Here is a 15,012-nt window from a genome sequence, read left to right as displayed (position 1 = left end):
ATGATGTGGATAGGCATCTTCCTATGGAGCCTTTGCTGCCAGTCTTGTACTAAATTTTTGGATGAAAAGCCGCAGTTGTCTGCGACTACTCCCGACAAGGAAGAGGACTTAAGGGCGCTATTGGATTTTGAGTCTCAGATTAATCTATATTATCCGGGACTAATTGAACTGGGGACAGATGATTATTATCTGAACCATGATAACTACAATAATATGCTCGCCAGCTTTCAGGAGGCTTATCGATGGGATAAAGAAATGATTACAACGGATGTTGCTTATTGGAGAGCCTGTTATAATACCATTATGATCGCCAATATTGTGCTGGAAGGTGCTGAGCGTCTGAAACCGATTAAAAATAAAGATATTGAGGGCGAAGCCCTATTTGTCCGTGGGCTGGCGCACTTCTATGCGGCCCAGTTGTATTGTCCGCTTTATAATAAGACTGCGGATAGCCCTTTCGGACTGCCGATACGGCTGACTTCTGATTTTAATGTTCCTGTTACACGTGCTACGGTACATGAAACATACAAACAGATCATTGATGATATCAAAGGGGCAATTCCTAATTTGAGGGACCAGGCCGCTGAGATCAATCGACCGGGCAAACGAGCGGCTTATGCGGCATTGGCAAGAATATATCTGAGTATTGCAGACTATGAGCAAGCACGGTATTATGCCAATGAATGCCTGAAAATAAATGCAGATTTGATGGATTTTAATACCATTGACGCTAAACTTAATTACCCCATTACACCAAAAAATGTAGAAATGATCTACTATGGATCGACTATTTCCGGGAGTGCTGCACTGAACAGTAGCCGGGCCAGAATACCTATGGAAGTATATAACCTATTTGATGCTAATGATCTCCGCAAGGTCATTTATTTTAAATCAGTGAATGCAACAGAATATGCTTTCAAAGGTTATTACTCTGGACGTTCGGCTACTTATTTTGCGGGTTTTGCCAACGATGAGCTTTTTCTGATCCGGGCAGAATGCAATGCCCGTTTAGGAGCTACTGAGACGGCCTTGGGCGATATCAATAAACTGTTGGAAAATCGGATTCGAAAGGGCTCATTTGCCGCATTGAAATTATCTGATCCGGAAGATTTATTGCGCTTGATCCTAAATGAGCGACGTAAGGAAATGTTATTTCGGGGTGTAAGGTGGTCGGATCTGAAGCGATTAAACCTCGAACCCAAGCATGCCGTAAATCTGGTACGGGAGGTCATAACTAATGGAGAGACGAAACGATATGAGCTACCGGCTAACGATGCCCGTTATCTATATCCCATCCCCGCCGAAGTGATTAGTCAAAGTAATATTGAACAAAATCCGAGGTAAGAAACGGAAGCAGGCTTCCGATGAGGGAAGCCTGCTTTTTTGTCTACTGGTTGGAGCGAAATGCTTGCACAGTAGTGTTGGTGTTAGAACTGGATACTGCATCTTCAATCTGATCTTCAACTGTCACGCCGGGTGTTACTTGATGCGACATATCGGGCTGACCCGAACCGTTATCTGGTGCTTTGATGGAACAGATCTCCTGGTCATCATCACCACACTCAAATTTTGGTGTCAACGCATAATTCGCTGGATTGGTTGGATCTGAATTGACCAGCTCATTATTGTACCAAGTCGGATCGTCAAGTGATCTTGATACTGTTTTCTCAATTTTCACTTCTTTCTTTTCGGTGAAACTTTGGGTACCGTATGCAAGGCCCAATCCTAATACGGCTAATGTGCCGGCACGTAGCCAGCTGTTTCTTTTTGTAAGCATAAGCTTAAAGTTTAGTTTATAAAATGTTTATTAAAGCCAGCACTTTCGCTAGCTCCTTATACAAAGTTGCATGCAAAATAAGTCTGATATAGGCCTGTACCATAGGAGCTATTTTTGAGCATATTTGCCCGTGAGCAGAAAATACTGAGCCTGCTGCACCGTGTGGCGGGAGATGCCCAGTAGATCAGCCTGCTCAACCTGTGTGGTAGCAGCTTTAATTTCGGGCAACAGCCGGGTAAAGTTAAGGTAACGCTCAAAAGGAGAATAGCCCAAGGTGGCCTGTCTAAGCAATACCAGCTGCCTTTTCTTTTTATTGCCCAATACGTCAATCAACGTATCGATGGATTTTTCCTGTTCCTGAAATTGCCGAAGTACCGAATGTGGGATCGCAATAATAATTCCCGAACGGAGCGCCACAATATGCCCGCTGTGTAGATGATGCGTATATAGGTGATTGGTCGTCATTAAAGCCATGTTCGGAATAGCAAGGCTCATAATCCTGCGTTTGCCGGTTTCAGTGTTCTCTTCAACCCGAGCCAGGAGGCCTTTCGCGACAAAATAGGTCATCTCCGAATGACGGTCAGCTGGACTGAGTTGCTCGCCTCGTTTGACGATCTTGACTTTGAGGTTGTCTTTTGCCCACTGATAGTGAAAATGATCTATTGTGTGATATTTCCCCCAAAAATCAAATAATAGTTTGAATCCCGCCTTGGCGTTATGCTTAATTGACATAATAAAGTTTTTTTGTTTACATGGCTTACTGTCAGTAATATATGTTACACTAACAAAATTACGACGATTGAAAATCATTGACGAAACTACCCCTATAAAGCCTTTTGCCTCTAGAAAAACCTCTTTTGCCACCCAAATTATCTACAAAATGGAAAGTTTAGGGACCAAATGGTAGATGAAGGCGATGTCCTTTGGCTATCCAATTATTAGTTGAAATTTTACTCCCGATCGATCCACAGTCTTCAGTGCCTGAAGCCGTAATGCTGTTGCGAGAACAGCCTATGGTTTTATCTTTTACGAGAAACAACGTGGAAATAACAACACTTTTGGCCCAATTTGGTCTATACAATCCACATCCTCTGACCATCACTGACTTGATGTTAGGTATTGATGAAGAGGAAGATGGAGGGAAATGCAATATCGTTTTCCCTTAAAAGCATAATATAATAACTGAGTATGCTGTGCCTTATCCTTGGGCATAGCATATTCCCAATATTAACCCTAACGTATTTTTATATGCAATTTACTTGGAGAGCCGCTATGCAGGCTTATACCGAAAAGGACTGGCGGAACTTTGTTTTTTTCTCGGCCAATGTGCAGCATCTTTTGGGTATCCATCAGCTCGATATCCAGCAAAATCTACACCGTGAGGTGATCAATTTCTCAAGGCGGCAGGCGCAAACGGACGCCACTAAATTTCTGTTCGCGGACAACATCTTTTGGCTCTCGCCGCCAGAGCGACCACAAGTTATCCTGAGCTTTCATTTTGGTTACTATCGGGCTGTTCCTGCCTTTCTGCTTCAGCGTGGCTATAAACTTTGTATACCTGTGGCTAAAGAGGTTATATTGCAGCAGTCACAGCATTACGCAGCTTTGCTCGGTGATCGTTGGCAAAAACAAGTTGTATTTCTAGACGCCGAGGATCCTTATCTTTTCTTTAAGTTACGGCAGCAGATGGATCTTGGCTATCATATATTCTGCTACCTCGATGGAGGGGCAAGTGCTGCAAAAGATTTCCAGGCGCAAAAATTAAGCGAAATCCCTTTTCTAAATGGCAGCATTAAGATAAAGCATGGGATTCTGCATATGGCTTTTTTGCTTCAAAAAAATATAACAGTTCTAATTGCCAAAATAGCGGCAGAAAATGAGCCCATTGTTATTTGCACATTGAGTCATTGGTTTAAAAACTGGTTTCCGAGCGCCAGGCAGTTTACGGACTATTTTAGCCGCATCATTTATGGGGATTTCGAAGAGATCCTATTGGAATATCCGGAGGCCTGGGAAGCTTGGTTTTACCTACACAAAAGCATGTCTCCAAGCTCAGATGAAGCAACCTGGTCGGCAACTAATCGTATAATTTCATTTAGCATGAAAGAGAAACAGCTGCTGCTCGACAAGTTTACTTACCTGAGTTATCCTCTTCCTGTAACGATTTTATAAGAAATCGATTGGAATACTTGTATAAACATAATGTTGTAATTATCTTTAGGTTATCAATATAAACCAATAATATGAATAGGTTCTTTAAAAGAAAGTGGCTGTCGCACTGCTGTTTCTGGATAGGATATAGTTTTTATTTTTTTGTTGTAAATGCACTAGGCAATTCCAGACTGAATCTGGGAGCTTCCTTCATCACCGTGTTTTACTGCGCGATCATCTTCTATGCGATATATCTGATTTTGAAGTATGTTTACGATCGGGGTCATATACTGGGAACTACCGTGTTGATGATAGGCTTTTATTTACTCTCCGGAATATTCGTGTACTACGAATTGTATGGAAAATTTGGACTGGAGATTATAAATAACAAGTACGTTGTCGTTCATCATGCCTTTAGTTGGACGAAGTATTCTCAGACCTTTCTCGTCATGCATAGTAATTATACGGTGATGGCGGTGGGCTATTATTACTATAAGAGTAAGCTTCGCGAATCAACTGATAAACTTGAGGCAGTGAAAGCACGCCTGAATGCAGAATCTAGCATGAAATCTTTTCAGTATACAACCTTATCTGCACAGGTGCATCCGCATATGATGGCGAATATTTTTAGCCATTTAAAAAATAAGGTGGATCCCTATGATCGTAAATTGGGCATGCAGCTTGAGGAAATTTATCGCTTAATGAAATTCTACATGGAGGCCCATCAGGTGGAAGGGGCAACCCATATATTATTAGCAGATGAAGTGAAAGCACTGGAGCAGTACTTGTCCATCCAGGAGGAAGTCGAACCGAATCCTTTTTATATAAATGTTTGCTGCTCGGGTAACCTGATGCGATTTAGTACTGCACCTACACTATTGCAGACGCTCGCTGGTAACTTATTCAAGCATGCGGACCTTTGGGATAAAGATCACCCGGCCAAAATCGACATTCTTGTCGGTAATACCGGTTATCGGATTATGGTTCAAAATAAAAAACGAAGCGGCCCTCAGATGATGCCAAGTCACGATGTGGGGCTTCGAAATGTACGAACACGCATGGAATACCTCTTTGGAACGGACTTTTCGATGGAAGAAAAGCAGGACGCTGAGCATTATGAACTCACGTTATGTGTGCAGCGCTACAAATAATTTAAGGAACAAAAAATGACGGAAAATATGAATAGAATATGGATAGGAATCATCATCGATGACCAAAAGCCGCATATAGACCATCTGCTTGAAATGGTCGAAGAGATCGGCTATGTGCAGATTGCCAAAACGTTTAGTGATCCGCAGGAAGCCCGGATTTTTCTGCGTGCCAACAAAGTGGATTTTATGATCCTTGATGTCGAACTAGGAAAGACCAACGCTTTTGATTTTTTAAGAACTCTGCCCAGCTCAAATCTAAAAACAATTCTTTATACAGCACACCGCCAATACGAAGACCCGGGATATGATTTTGGTGTCGTTGATGTGCTACTCAAAGAGGTGTCTAAGAGTCGTTTCTATGCCGCATTGCGCCGGGTAGACGAAGTGCTCGCTAAATTGATCCCCCTCGCTGATCACGATTCACTGGAAAATTATACCTATTATTTTATGATCAAAGGGCCGGTTCGTTATCAACGTACGGAGGTTCGTATGAAAGAACTTGTTTATGTGGAAAGTACCAATGGCCAGGTTAAATTTCACATGATCGGAGGTAAAACACTGAGCTGCAGCAGTTCCATGCGTGAAGTATTGGGCCGACTGCCGGTGAAGTGGTTTAAACAATGCCATCAGAGCATTATTATTAATATCAATTTTTTTTACAGTTATGGCGTTGGCGGGGTACTGATGACTGAAGGAACGAAAAAAACGCTCCCCGTAGGTGACAAAAAACTGTATCCGGAATTCTTTAGCTTTATTAATTCCAATACACTTGGTGGATAATCCCATTTGCCATTATAGACAACTAAAAATATGAGAAAAAATTCGTACAACAACCCAAGTCCAAAGACAGATGCGCATCTCTTGCAGGCCTTACATATCCTTTTTACAGAAATACAAAAGTTGAAAACTGCAGTGCTGGATAGCATTCAGGCTGATGACGACAAGGTGGAACTTCGTGACACGGTATTTGTCAAAGATACGGTAGGCGTATCGGACCGTACGTTGTTGCGGTATCAAAACTTAGGCCTTATTCAGGTGTATCAGCGCGATAAAGGGGGCAAAAAGTATTTTAAGCTTGACGACGTGCTCCGACTCAAACGTTATTTAAATAGCTGATGTTAAATTGCAGCGAAGTTCTTGGCCATCGGGCCGGGCTTCGCTGCTGTTTAAGCGCTCGTTCGCATCTGCCATAGGCTTGGTTCATCCCTTTCATGCCCTTTTCTCGCCAATTTTCCTAGCTAACTCCTAGTTGAGACCTTGTGTTTACCTATCGAACTAGGTCTTAAATAGGTTCATCATCGGTATTTGATAAGTCAATCCCAACTGGAGGCCATAACCAATCCGGTAGCAGATCATTGTAGGGTTTTCTACTTATCGATTGGCTGCATTCGGACAATTGATAGGCAACCTTCGGACAAGCATCGGACAATCTGTTTTGTGTTGTATTTTTCTGTTAATGAATGTTTTATGTTTGTTCTGTCAAGCAAAAATACCGGTATAAAAATCTTGGCGATTTATTTTTTAACCCTTAAAATTTTTAAAAATGGGAACAATTGTAAACGGAGCAAATGGGGGCTTTAGTGGTAAGGCCGGCTCAGTGATCGGTGCCAGCTGGAAGAGCATCAACTATATCAGAGGGCTCGCTAAAAAGAGCAATAAGCCGTATACGGAAGCACAGCTCATCGTGCAGGCAAGATTTAAGACGCTGATGCGTTTTCTGCTGCCGATTAATAACTTTCTAAAAATCGGTTTTGGCCAGAAAAAGGCAGACCGCCTCACGCCGCTCAACTATGCTTTTCAGCTAAATCAGGATCTGGCTATTCAGGGTGTTTATCCTGATCTGAGCTTGGACTATAGCAAGATCAGAATTGCCGATGGGATCTACGGCGGGGGCGGAACAGTAGAAGCTGGTTTTGATGCAGATCAGATTACAGTGGCTTGGTCGACGGGCAATAACGATGTCTACGAGACAAAAGGAGACGATCTCTTTTATGTGATCTGTTACCATCCGGCAAAGGATGAATTCATGACTTCGCCAACTTTGCCGAAAAGGCAAGATGGGGTGATCACATTTGGAGTACCTGAGCATCTGCTGGGGGATGCTGTACATATCTGGTATTTTATGTCCGACCGGACAAAGACCAAAATCAGCAGAAGCAGTTATCTCGGTGAAATAATGCTCGCCTAAGAAGCAGAAAATTGCCAAGGGCATACCTGCCCTTGGTATATTTCGGTATCGTGAAAAGGATGTTATTCATTAATACATTTCAGATGAAAAAAAGAAAACAAAAGAAGACAATAGGTATGCTGATGACGCAGCAAAAATTTTATCTGGCCAGCCAATATCTCTTGCCATTGGCATCGATTATTAGGGAGGGATTTGCACAGTACGTACGTCGGGAAAAAGCAAAACATCTTTCTGCCCGAAATCTGGCAATGGCGCATGCGGTCAAATATGCGGTCAAAGGTGAATACCCGGATCAATATATTGATCCTGCTCTCATTCTGCTCTCCGATGGTTCTGTGCAAGGGATAAGCGTAGAGAGTATGGCGCTGGATGATAATGGATTGTGGTTAGACTTTGACGGTGGTGAGATCACGGCCATGAACCACGATGACGAGCTGCTGTTGGTGGCTTATGATCCGATAGCCGGAGTCGCTATCCGTAACGAGCCCCTGGTTACGCGCTCGAGTTCAGGCTTAAGACTCGAACTGCCTGATTATATGCAAAATGTCCGGCTTGATGTCTTTATCTTGCTGCGCGATCGGAATCGAAACCGCTATTCGCGGAGTCAATATGCTGGCAACGTATAACTATTTTTTACTATTAAATTATATCACTATGAACAGTGTAGAAATGAAAGGACCATGGTATGGTCTAACACAAAAACTGCCGATCGAGCCCAAGTACCTGCTCGGTATGGCAAGCATATTATTGGTCATTATTTTCCTATATGTTGGGAGTATCTTACAATTTTTCGACCCGGCATCAGCTGCGCTTGATCTGGGGGTACTGTCCCTGCTTTATTTTGGGCTAATGGCCGGATTGGTCTTTATGTGTTGCTGCACCTGGTTGCTGGAATATCTCTGGAGACCCTTCAAATATTATAGACAAGATATTTATTATCACTTTAATCAATTAAACTCATGGCAACAATCCATTCTTTATTTCTCGGTTTTCTTTCTATTGCTCTTTGCATTTCTGCTGCTACTGGAAATGCTGTTTTAGACGGAAGGTGTAACAATGATTATGCTCGTGTACGTAACACTGATCTGCTTAGGCGGCAGATTGATGAAATTGCAGCGAATGAAATTGGCGTAAGGGAGACAGGGGGTGAAAATAAGGGACCGGAGATTTCCAAATACCTGGCCTATGTAGGCCTCGATGAAGGTTATGAATGGTGTGCAGCATTTGCCAGCTGGTGTTATGGTCAAGCTGGTCTTTCCATACCGCGCAGTGCATGGAGCCCCGCGCTCTTTCCAAAAGCGCGCTGCTATACTAAAGTGCAGTTCTTGAAAGGAGATGTGCGGCAAGCCGATTTATTTGCGATCTATAGCAGCCAATTAAAACGGATCCATCATGTAGGCCTAGTTAAAGTTATAAAGGGATCCCTGTTGATTTCGGTAGAAGGCAATAGCCATGACCGGGTAGAATCGCGGCGGCGTCCACTTGCTACTATTTATGCTATCGCTAACTGGATCGATTGAGGAGGGCATGGTCATGAATAAATACAAAATTTCGGTAGCTCGAAGCCTAGTTTTTTTCCTCTTCATGATAAGCACTGCTGTAATCATCAGTTGCAGCGTTTTCCAAGGGAAAAAGCAATTGGAAGAGAAATCCACGCAGCGTTATAATCAATATGAACATTGGGATCTAACCTATCATCAGAAGCAGCAGGATAGTTTATCTTCCTATTGGTATTTTAGTACGGATAGTCCATTTTTGTTTCATCCGGATAGCGGATTATGGGCTAAGGGCGGAAGACTTTTCGCAGAGCAGTCGAACATAAAACAAACTGAAGAGAATTTGCAGCTTCAGCGTGTAAACAGCGAGGCGGCAGCGGCTTCTGATTTATATGTGAAGCGGAAAAATAAAGTCGTATCAACTCAAATCTTTGCGATAGGGGCAGTTTTACTAGCTGTGCTAGGGTATTGGATCTGGTGGAGGGGGAGAAAGTAGGCTCAAATTATTGTTCACCTTAAAAGATGAGTGTTTTTAAGGTGAACAATAGTTATAAAATTATATTTGAGTGAGGCTCAAATTAGTGTTCACCTTAAAATGTATTGGTTTTTAAGGTTCATTTTTTGTATATTCGTATATGACATATAGGATTAACCCTGATAGAGCAGCGCCATGGAATGGGCTTCCTGAATTGCCGATAGCTCCCGAATACTATCAGACTGTCCAAATATATGAGCAACTGGGAAATGCTAAAGCGGCAATAGGCCGTCTACAGGGGCGAAGTATTGTCATACCAAACCAGGGTATTTTAATCAATTCCATTAGTTTGCAAGAGGCTAAGGCGTCGAGTGCGATAGAAAATATCTTTACGACAGACGATGAATTGTATCAAGCATTCAGTGAGTCTCAGCAGCAACAGGCACAGGGAGCTGCTAAAGACATTTTAAATTATCGCGAAGCACTGTGGGATTGGTATCATTATCTATCCAATGGGGGAAATCATTGAGCGCGATTATTTTATCCGCATGTATCGCATCGTTAGCCAGTTTTCCGCACAGTAGCCATCGAACCGCCTGTTTTACCAGCAAACTTGGCAATAGGGTCTGGAATACGATCATCCTTTGTCTTGGAGTTTCTCTTCTTAATGCCATTGTTTTTGATTTAAGTGATACAAGAATTAATTACACACGCGGCTGATTCATCGCGCTCAACATGTTGCCATAAATGGCATTCAAGGCATTGAGGTTTTTCGCAAGCTTGCCCACTTCATCTTTAAATGCTTTGGAATCATCCAGCGATTCGTTGAAGTTTTGCATAGTAAAGCGTAGGTTCTCATAAAACTTGTTCATCGATTGTAAATGTGAGGCCGAATCGCGTAGTTCACGCTCGTACATTGCATTCAATTGACTTAGGTTGGTTGTTAGACTTTTTACCTGTTCGTGGTAATTGGACGTATCGCCAGAGGTATTCGACATGGCGACTAGGTTTTGCGAAGCTTTTTCAAACGCTAGGCTCAGGTTATCAAACTTAGACGTTGCTGTTCGGAGCCTATTGGTGAATTCTCCTGTCGCAAGTGAAACATCTGAAAGCTTATTCATAACAGATACTTTTTCGCTGAAATCACGCAGCCCAGTGAAATTATCGTCCAATTTAGGATAGACACATGTCCAGTCTGGTTCTGCAGGAGGGGGATTAAATCCCATTAGAAAGAATAGGAAGGCTTCTACAGCCAAACCGATTCCGATCATATAATTGGCTGTGGTGCCACCGATATGTAGAATCTTTAAGTTAAGGGGATCAAATTCTTGGACATATTTGTGGTGATTTGCTAGATATTGATTGGATTTTGCTGTAAAGAATGTTCAAAGAACATATTTTTTGATGGTTAAATATAAAATAAAAAAAAGGTTTTCAATCGGGGAGATGAAAACCTTTAAATAACCAATTATAAACCTATTAAGGTGTTGTAAATATAGGGTATATTATTGTTTTTGCAAAATTTAATCTGTTTTTATTTGATTTTTTTTGGTAAAATTTATTTTTATTTGATTTTTAACCTCTTTTTACCTCTATTTCTTTTGTTTTAGCATATAATTTCTGTTTTTTTCATTTTATTTTTCCGTTTATGCTTATTAATATTGGTTTTTTTGTTTTATCACTTTATATTATTGTGTACTACTGTTTTTTTTAATTTTTATTTTGAAGAATTCTTGATTTTTGGTATTGTGAATGCCTTTTTATTATGGCGCATCAACACTCATGTGCTTAGCAAAGTGCATGGCCGTATTCTTTGCTGTTTATTTAGCCAATCTTTTTCAAAATAAAACAAACGTTAACCCTGCTGAGCAGTTATACTTTAATAAAGACAAGTGTTAACACAAAGAAAGAATAGTATGATGAACGAAACATTAATTCAACTTTCACAGAAATGGCCCGCATGGCTCTGGAATATTGCATTAATTCTATTTTCATTTTTGATTGGTATTTTGATTAAGCTGATATTTATTCCTTTATTGCGCAGGCAGGCCATTGAACAGGAATCGTATTCCCTTTTCCGTTCATTTATCCGTCGCTTTAACCGTGTGCTGAGTGTATTTATCCCATTAATTGTTTTTAACAGTTTGTTGCCTTTCGCACAATTTAACGAAAGGACCCTCCGCGTCGTGACCAAAACCAATGAACTTTTATTGGTCGGTTTCTTTGCTGTTGTGCTGATACAGGGGATTAAGGTTTTTGAAGATTATCTCTATCATCGTTTTGATATCAATAAGGAGAATAACCTGCGCGAACGAAAGATTAGAACGCAAATCGTCTTTATCCGGAAAGTGGTCGTCACCCTGATCATCGTGATCTCCCTTGCGATAATCCTATTAAGCTTTGATAGCATGCAGAAAATCGGTGCTGGCTTGCTTACTGGCGTGGGGGTTGGCGGTATTATCATCGGTTTTGCTGCACAGAAGTCCTTGGGGAATTTACTTGCTGGCTTTCAGATTGCTTTTACACAGCCTATCCGAATGGATGACGTCTTGGTTGTTGAAGGGGAATGGGGCCGCGTGGAGGAAATAAACCTGACCTATGTGGTCGTCAATATTTGGGACAAACGCCGTTTGGTATTGCCCATCACCTATTTTATCGAAAAACCATTTCAAAATTGGACACGCACGACTTCGGAGATATTAGGAACCGTATTTATCTATACCGATTTTACCGTACCTGTAGGGCTACTGCGTGAGAAATTGACAGCCTTACTTACCGGGCATCCGCTTTGGGACGGGAAAGTTAATGTGCTTCAGGTGACAGATTTTAAAGAACGTACCATGGAGATCCGATGTCTGGTGAGTTGCCGCAATTCAGGCCAGGCTTTTGACCTACGCTGTTATATACGCGAACAGATGATTGCCTATATCCACACGAATTTCCCGAATGCATTAGCCAGAACACGGGTAGATTATCAGGAGAGCGAGCAATTGGGTATTTAATAGCTGAGGAGCGCTTGATAAATGATGGTCTCTTGAAAATAGTAGGGGTAGGTGATGGATGATCTAGAAATGTGTTTTAAATGCTCTACTCATTAATTCTTTTTCTGCTCTTGATATGCCAATCTTATCTGCAAATCAATATCATACAAGAAGGGGGCTTTTCGTTCCGCCCCTTTGCCAACTGAGCATCGCGTCTTTTCATGAGTGTTCGCCCCCAAGTGTCGGGCATACTGTCTAGAAATATACCGAAGTTTCCTTTTTCGCTAGCATATTGTGTTCCTGAAAAAAACTGTATTTCAGGGTCTAAGATTTGAAGTTGCTCCGATTTCAACCATATTTTATCGTATTCAAAACTGAATGCCTTTTTACCTTTAGCAAAATGTGCTGAGAGGGTCCCTATAAGTTTAGGCTCCGCCATCCCTTTCCAGTGCGCATATACGTATATATCAAACTTGTTGTGTGCCATTGATTGCTACTTTAATAATTCGAGATCTTGTAGTTTTCTTCCTAAATCATCGTCTGCTGCTAATTGCAAGACATCATTTTGTAGCCCCAATACCCGGAGCACATTTAAATATGCGCCAAATGCGACGCTTGTATCTCCTTTTTCAATAAGGTATAAGGTTGAACGCGCAATTCCAGCTCGCTCTGCAACTTGAATAGTTGTTAATTTACGACGCTTTCTTGCTAACTTAATATTTTCGCCTACTTGTTCCATAAGTTTGGCTAACTTAGGGAAAATGATTTGTTTCTTAGAGCTCATATATTATTTTTGTTCGCTATTATAAACAAAAGTAGTTAAAATGATTGAAATAGCAATCATTTTTTATTTTTAGCTTTGTTTTATCTAAGCTGTTATATTCGGGAACAAATGATTGCGTATATCCACACGAACTTCCCGAATGCATTAGCCATGACACGCGTGGATTATATGAAGGGCGAGCAATTGGGTATTTAATAGCTGAGGAGCGCTTGATAAATGATGGTCTGTTGGAAATAACCGTAATTTGTTTAAGTTTGTTTAAAATGTTTGCTCGAACGATATGCTGATTTTCTATACTGTTTTCTCAGGGTTATTAATTTTACTGAGTATATTACCCTTTGCCCAAAGCCAGCATTGGATCTTTCGGGTAGCTGAATTTGTGAAGCTGCAGCTGCTGGTATTTCAGGTGCCCACATTGGCTTTGGGCTTTTATCTTGTGACTGAAGACCCCTGGCTATGGTGGTTGCAAGGTGTACAGTTGGCGTTGATTGTATACCATGCCTATCTATTGATACGTTACACCAAATTTTGGCGTCGCGAAAAATATGAAAAGGGCAAGGATGCTTCTGATAGTATCAAAGTGATCTCCTGTAATGTACTGCAATTCAATACGGCTTATGATCGCTTTATTGACCTTATAAGGGAAGAAAAGCCAAATATCTTTTTGACCATGGAAAGTGGTGCCGCATGGGAAAAAGCCTTACGTGTACTGGAAAAGCCTTATCCCAATTTTGAGAAGGTTACGCTGGACAATACCTACGGAATGCATTTTTATACCAATCTTAAGATCAACAAATGTCAGGTGCATTATTTTGTAGCAGATGATATTCCCAGTATTGAAGCTGAACTGGAAACTGCCGATGGACATCGTTTTGTCTTTTTTGCTGTGCATCCACCGCCGCCGAGTCCGACAGAAGAGGAAACTTCCAAAGAAAGGGATGGCGATCTGCTCAGTGTGGCTAAACGGGTGCGCGATTACAAAATGCCCGTAGTTGTCACGGGAGATTTTAATAATGTGGCCTGGGCCAAATCTTCGCTTTTGTTCAAGAAAACCAGCAGATTGATCGATGCACGCATCGGACGTGGCGTTCTTTCCACCTTTCATGCCAATTATTGGTTTTTCAGAGTGCCTCTGGATCTATTGTTTCATAGTCCGACCGTATTTATCGACAAGTTGTTTATTTATCCATCTGTGGGGTCTGATCATTTTCCGATGGGCTGTACATTCTTTATCGATCGCTACTCCGAAGAGCAGGCGGAAGATATCGAACATTTGGAAGCCGGCGACATGGCGGAAGTCAATGAGATGATTGCTGATGGCAAAGAGGAAGTAAGTGATAATCGGTGTTAACGGTTAATCGTGCCAACATTTTGCGCTGCATTATTGTATGTTTGGTCGGGCTTATGATCAATATATCTTAAGGAATTATACCTTGCTATTTCTTTACTGAAGCAGGAAAAGAACATTCCCAAGTCTTTCCATATTTCACATCGAGGTTTGTGATATGGAAAACAATAAACTTACATCTCGGTGCTTGCGCGCATGTTTATTTATATGTGCCCTCGTCACTTCAGTTGCTGGCCTTGCCCAAGAAAATAAATCCCTGCCCGATAAAGTACATCATGCCGAACCTTTATATAATGATCTTGTACGGGATCTTGGCGCGCGGAAGGGGGAGAAGGACAGACAGACCATTTTATCGGTATTGAGGTCAATCAGGAAATTTCTTCCGATGAGATAAGAACAATTTTGCATCCCCAGATTAAGTTAGGACTTAACAACAAATTGGCTATCGGTATGGCTGTGGGATTGCCTCTTAGTGGCCAAGAAAAAACACTTAGTGGCTTTTGGAGGCTGATCTATCAATTATAATTTGTGAAAAATAATGTATGAAATGTGCTTCTGATGACGTGAATACCTGCTTCCTTACCGTAAGGTTGCCTTGAAAATGAAGACAGATAAAACTGTGATACAATATGAGGCGAGTTTTTGTGTTCGGGATTTATTT

General features: G+C 41.5%; 20 protein-coding genes. 15 read left to right on the top strand and 5 right to left on the bottom strand.

The window, feature by feature from the left end; all coding sequences use genetic code 11:
- Complete coding sequence (locus B3H30_RS12810) at window positions 1-1,344, top strand: RagB/SusD family nutrient uptake outer membrane protein (protein ID WP_286834220.1); 1,344 nt, start codon at window positions 1-3, stop codon at window positions 1,342-1,344.
- A 43-nt stretch (window positions 1,345-1,387) separates the two neighbouring features.
- Here the strand turns inward: B3H30_RS12810 and B3H30_RS12805 are convergent, their stop codons facing one another.
- A complete protein-coding gene (locus B3H30_RS12805; protein WP_112375368.1) occupies window positions 1,388-1,777 on the bottom strand; it encodes a hypothetical protein in 390 nt (129 codons plus the stop codon).
- A gap of 108 nt (window positions 1,778-1,885) precedes the next feature.
- The gene (locus B3H30_RS12800; RefSeq protein ID WP_146753102.1) at window positions 1,886-2,509 is read right to left on the bottom strand and encodes a hypothetical protein; all 624 of its coding nucleotides are present in this window, start codon (window positions 2,507-2,509) and stop codon (window positions 1,886-1,888) included.
- Window positions 2,510-2,700: 191 nt separating this feature from the next.
- Here B3H30_RS12800 and B3H30_RS12795 point away from each other — a divergent pair, with 191 nt between their 5' ends.
- The 11 genes from B3H30_RS12795 (at window position 2,701) to B3H30_RS12745 (ending at window position 9,767) form a co-directional block, all read left to right on the top strand.
- Window positions 2,701-2,943 carry a hypothetical protein gene (locus B3H30_RS12795; protein ID WP_112375370.1) on the top strand — a complete coding sequence of 81 codons (243 nt, stop codon included), beginning with the start codon at window positions 2,701-2,703 and terminating at the stop codon, window positions 2,941-2,943.
- Between the two features lie 82 nt (window positions 2,944-3,025).
- On the top strand, window positions 3,026-3,949 hold the full coding sequence (locus B3H30_RS12790) for a hypothetical protein (protein WP_112375371.1): 924 nt from the start codon (window positions 3,026-3,028) through the stop codon (window positions 3,947-3,949).
- Between the two features lie 71 nt (window positions 3,950-4,020).
- A complete protein-coding gene (locus B3H30_RS12785; RefSeq protein WP_112375372.1) occupies window positions 4,021-5,079 on the top strand; it encodes a histidine kinase in 1,059 nt (352 codons plus the stop codon).
- 27 nt (window positions 5,080-5,106) lie between these two features.
- Window positions 5,107-5,859 (top strand): LytR/AlgR family response regulator transcription factor, encoded by a 753-nt coding sequence (locus tag B3H30_RS12780; protein WP_172462436.1) that lies wholly within the window; start codon window positions 5,107-5,109, stop codon window positions 5,857-5,859.
- 30 nt (window positions 5,860-5,889) lie between these two features.
- Complete coding sequence (locus B3H30_RS12775; RefSeq protein WP_112375374.1) at window positions 5,890-6,195, top strand: hypothetical protein; 306 nt, start codon at window positions 5,890-5,892, stop codon at window positions 6,193-6,195.
- A 427-nt stretch (window positions 6,196-6,622) separates the two neighbouring features.
- On the top strand, window positions 6,623-7,267 hold the full coding sequence (locus B3H30_RS12770; RefSeq protein WP_088159904.1) for a DUF6266 family protein: 645 nt from the start codon (window positions 6,623-6,625) through the stop codon (window positions 7,265-7,267).
- A gap of 59 nt (window positions 7,268-7,326) precedes the next feature.
- Window positions 7,327-7,893, top strand: coding sequence for a DUF6266 family protein (locus B3H30_RS12765; RefSeq protein WP_112375375.1), 567 nt, complete (start codon window positions 7,327-7,329; stop codon window positions 7,891-7,893).
- A gap of 28 nt (window positions 7,894-7,921) precedes the next feature.
- Window positions 7,922-8,308 (top strand): hypothetical protein, encoded by a 387-nt coding sequence (locus B3H30_RS12760; protein ID WP_204990910.1) that lies wholly within the window; start codon window positions 7,922-7,924, stop codon window positions 8,306-8,308.
- Window positions 8,227-8,787 carry a CHAP domain-containing protein gene (locus B3H30_RS12755; RefSeq protein WP_088159906.1) on the top strand — a complete coding sequence of 187 codons (561 nt, stop codon included), beginning with the start codon at window positions 8,227-8,229 and terminating at the stop codon, window positions 8,785-8,787. The genes B3H30_RS12760 and B3H30_RS12755 overlap by 82 nt, the downstream gene beginning before the upstream one ends.
- A gap of 64 nt (window positions 8,788-8,851) precedes the next feature.
- A complete protein-coding gene (locus B3H30_RS12750) occupies window positions 8,852-9,259 on the top strand; it encodes a hypothetical protein (RefSeq protein WP_286834212.1) in 408 nt (135 codons plus the stop codon).
- Between the two features lie 139 nt (window positions 9,260-9,398).
- A complete protein-coding gene (locus tag B3H30_RS12745) occupies window positions 9,399-9,767 on the top strand; it encodes a Fic/DOC family N-terminal domain-containing protein (RefSeq protein WP_286834210.1) in 369 nt (122 codons plus the stop codon).
- Between the two features lie 175 nt (window positions 9,768-9,942).
- Here the strand turns inward: B3H30_RS12745 and gldL are convergent, their stop codons facing one another.
- A complete protein-coding gene (gldL, locus tag B3H30_RS12740) occupies window positions 9,943-10,533 on the bottom strand; it encodes a gliding motility protein GldL (protein WP_376745400.1) in 591 nt (196 codons plus the stop codon).
- 621 nt (window positions 10,534-11,154) lie between these two features.
- Between gldL and B3H30_RS12735 the strand changes: the two genes are divergently transcribed.
- Window positions 11,155-12,240 carry a mechanosensitive ion channel family protein gene (locus B3H30_RS12735; protein ID WP_286777017.1) on the top strand — a complete coding sequence of 362 codons (1,086 nt, stop codon included), beginning with the start codon at window positions 11,155-11,157 and terminating at the stop codon, window positions 12,238-12,240.
- A gap of 124 nt (window positions 12,241-12,364) precedes the next feature.
- Here B3H30_RS12735 and B3H30_RS12730 read toward each other — a convergent pair whose 3' ends face one another.
- Both B3H30_RS12730 and B3H30_RS12725 read right to left on the bottom strand, forming a co-directional pair.
- The gene (locus B3H30_RS12730; RefSeq protein WP_112375380.1) at window positions 12,365-12,706 is read right to left on the bottom strand and encodes a HipA N-terminal domain-containing protein; all 342 of its coding nucleotides are present in this window, start codon (window positions 12,704-12,706) and stop codon (window positions 12,365-12,367) included.
- A gap of 6 nt (window positions 12,707-12,712) precedes the next feature.
- Window positions 12,713-13,003: a helix-turn-helix domain-containing protein gene (locus B3H30_RS12725; protein WP_070570037.1), complete on the bottom strand. Its 291-nt coding sequence runs from the start codon at window positions 13,001-13,003 to the stop codon at window positions 12,713-12,715.
- A 280-nt stretch (window positions 13,004-13,283) separates the two neighbouring features.
- Here B3H30_RS12725 and B3H30_RS12720 point away from each other — a divergent pair, with 280 nt between their 5' ends.
- Both B3H30_RS12720 and B3H30_RS12715 read left to right on the top strand, forming a co-directional pair.
- On the top strand, window positions 13,284-14,354 hold the full coding sequence (locus tag B3H30_RS12720) for an endonuclease/exonuclease/phosphatase family protein (RefSeq protein ID WP_070570039.1): 1,071 nt from the start codon (window positions 13,284-13,286) through the stop codon (window positions 14,352-14,354).
- A 154-nt stretch (window positions 14,355-14,508) separates the two neighbouring features.
- Window positions 14,509-14,745, top strand: a complete 237-nt coding sequence (locus tag B3H30_RS12715) for a hypothetical protein (protein ID WP_088159913.1) — start codon at window positions 14,509-14,511, stop codon at window positions 14,743-14,745.
- Window positions 14,746-15,012: the final 267 nt, after the last annotated feature.

It is taken from the genome of Sphingobacterium sp. UBA7038, assembly GCF_002494055.1.
GTDB classification, from domain to species: Bacteria; Bacteroidota; Bacteroidia; order Sphingobacteriales; family Sphingobacteriaceae; genus Sphingobacterium; species Sphingobacterium multivorum.
Note: the sequence above shows the minus strand (reverse complement) of the source record. Positions and strands in the feature narration are given on the sequence as shown.

Coding starts and splice junctions, on each gene's coding strand:
- B3H30_RS12810 (WP_286834220.1), top strand. CDS start 1: ATGATGTGGATAGGCATCTTCCTATGGAGCCTTTGCTGCCAGTCTTGT.
- B3H30_RS12805 (WP_112375368.1), bottom strand. CDS start 1,777: ATGCTTACAAAAAGAAACAGCTGGCTACGTGCCGGCACATTAGCCGTA.
- B3H30_RS12800 (WP_146753102.1), bottom strand. CDS start 2,509: ATGTCAATTAAGCATAACGCCAAGGCGGGATTCAAACTATTATTTGAT.
- B3H30_RS12790 (WP_112375371.1), top strand. CDS start 3,026: ATGCAATTTACTTGGAGAGCCGCTATGCAGGCTTATACCGAAAAGGAC.
- B3H30_RS12785 (WP_112375372.1), top strand. CDS start 4,021: ATGAATAGGTTCTTTAAAAGAAAGTGGCTGTCGCACTGCTGTTTCTGG.
- B3H30_RS12780 (WP_172462436.1), top strand. CDS start 5,107: ATGAATAGAATATGGATAGGAATCATCATCGATGACCAAAAGCCGCAT.
- B3H30_RS12775 (WP_112375374.1), top strand. CDS start 5,890: ATGAGAAAAAATTCGTACAACAACCCAAGTCCAAAGACAGATGCGCAT.
- B3H30_RS12770 (WP_088159904.1), top strand. CDS start 6,623: ATGGGAACAATTGTAAACGGAGCAAATGGGGGCTTTAGTGGTAAGGCC.
- B3H30_RS12765 (WP_112375375.1), top strand. CDS start 7,327: ATGTTATTCATTAATACATTTCAGATGAAAAAAAGAAAACAAAAGAAG.
- B3H30_RS12760 (WP_204990910.1), top strand. CDS start 7,922: ATGAACAGTGTAGAAATGAAAGGACCATGGTATGGTCTAACACAAAAA.
- B3H30_RS12755 (WP_088159906.1), top strand. CDS start 8,227: ATGGCAACAATCCATTCTTTATTTCTCGGTTTTCTTTCTATTGCTCTT.
- B3H30_RS12750 (WP_286834212.1), top strand. CDS start 8,852: ATGATAAGCACTGCTGTAATCATCAGTTGCAGCGTTTTCCAAGGGAAA.
- B3H30_RS12745 (WP_286834210.1), top strand. CDS start 9,399: ATGACATATAGGATTAACCCTGATAGAGCAGCGCCATGGAATGGGCTT.
- B3H30_RS12735 (WP_286777017.1), top strand. CDS start 11,155: ATGATGAACGAAACATTAATTCAACTTTCACAGAAATGGCCCGCATGG.
- B3H30_RS12730 (WP_112375380.1), bottom strand. CDS start 12,706: ATGGCACACAACAAGTTTGATATATACGTATATGCGCACTGGAAAGGG.
- B3H30_RS12725 (WP_070570037.1), bottom strand. CDS start 13,003: ATGAGCTCTAAGAAACAAATCATTTTCCCTAAGTTAGCCAAACTTATG.
- B3H30_RS12720 (WP_070570039.1), top strand. CDS start 13,284: ATGCTGATTTTCTATACTGTTTTCTCAGGGTTATTAATTTTACTGAGT.
- B3H30_RS12715 (WP_088159913.1), top strand. CDS start 14,509: ATGGAAAACAATAAACTTACATCTCGGTGCTTGCGCGCATGTTTATTT.